This is a genomic window from Bacteroides caecigallinarum, from assembly GCF_021531075.1.
Lineage (GTDB): Bacteria > Bacteroidota > Bacteroidia > Bacteroidales > Bacteroidaceae > Phocaeicola > Phocaeicola caecigallinarum_B.
This window is the reverse complement of record NZ_JADYTJ010000149.1, coordinates 1-606: the sequence shown is the minus strand read 5'-3', so window position 1 is coordinate 606 and position 606 is coordinate 1. Positions and strand designations below refer to the sequence as shown.

Below are 606 nucleotides of genomic sequence, written 5' to 3'. Positions count from 1 at the left end.
AGCCATACTGAAAAAAGGAGGCCGTACATTCCGTCTTGTAAAGGATACGATAGCGGAAGAGGTGTATTCCTTCACCGATGAAGAAGAAATGGAATATTACCGTGCCAGATACGGAATGTGCATCCACCGGAATATACTGGATGCCTTCAGCAACCGCCGGGCAGGGAAAGAGGACATACTTTCCATGATGGCATCACGGATAAATGTGGCGACGACATCACATCTGCACGGTATCGGATATGATTCGCCTGCATACAGGTTTGTGCATGAGGCATACGACAGACTGGTAAACAACGGAAAGCTGAAGGAGAATGTCTGGAAAATCGGTTGCTGCAACATCATAATGGCCATTTCAAATACCAACGCAATATGAGACTGAATTACAATGACATGCTGCTTCTGGCAATATGGGAATACAACAGGAGACAGGACGAGGATCTGACCCTGGAACTGTTTCAGGAAACATTCGGACAGGTTCTCGGCGCACATTTCCATGACAAATGGGTGCATTATTACAACAAGAACCTGCTGATGATGGCCGCCTATTTCAGGGGTGAGGAAGAAAACGGCCAGAAATTCTGTGATATGATCACCCGACAGGTTGAA

1 protein-coding gene and 1 pseudogene are annotated in these 606 nt (G+C 46.5%); both read left to right on the top strand.

What is annotated here, in order from left to right:
• Positions 1 to 373, top strand: a pseudogene (locus I6E11_RS15535) (hypothetical protein); the annotation flags it as partial.
• On the top strand, positions 370 to 606 hold a 237-nt coding region (locus I6E11_RS15530), incomplete at its 3' end, for a hypothetical protein (protein WP_235338848.1). The pseudogene I6E11_RS15535 and the gene I6E11_RS15530, both read left to right, overlap by 4 nt.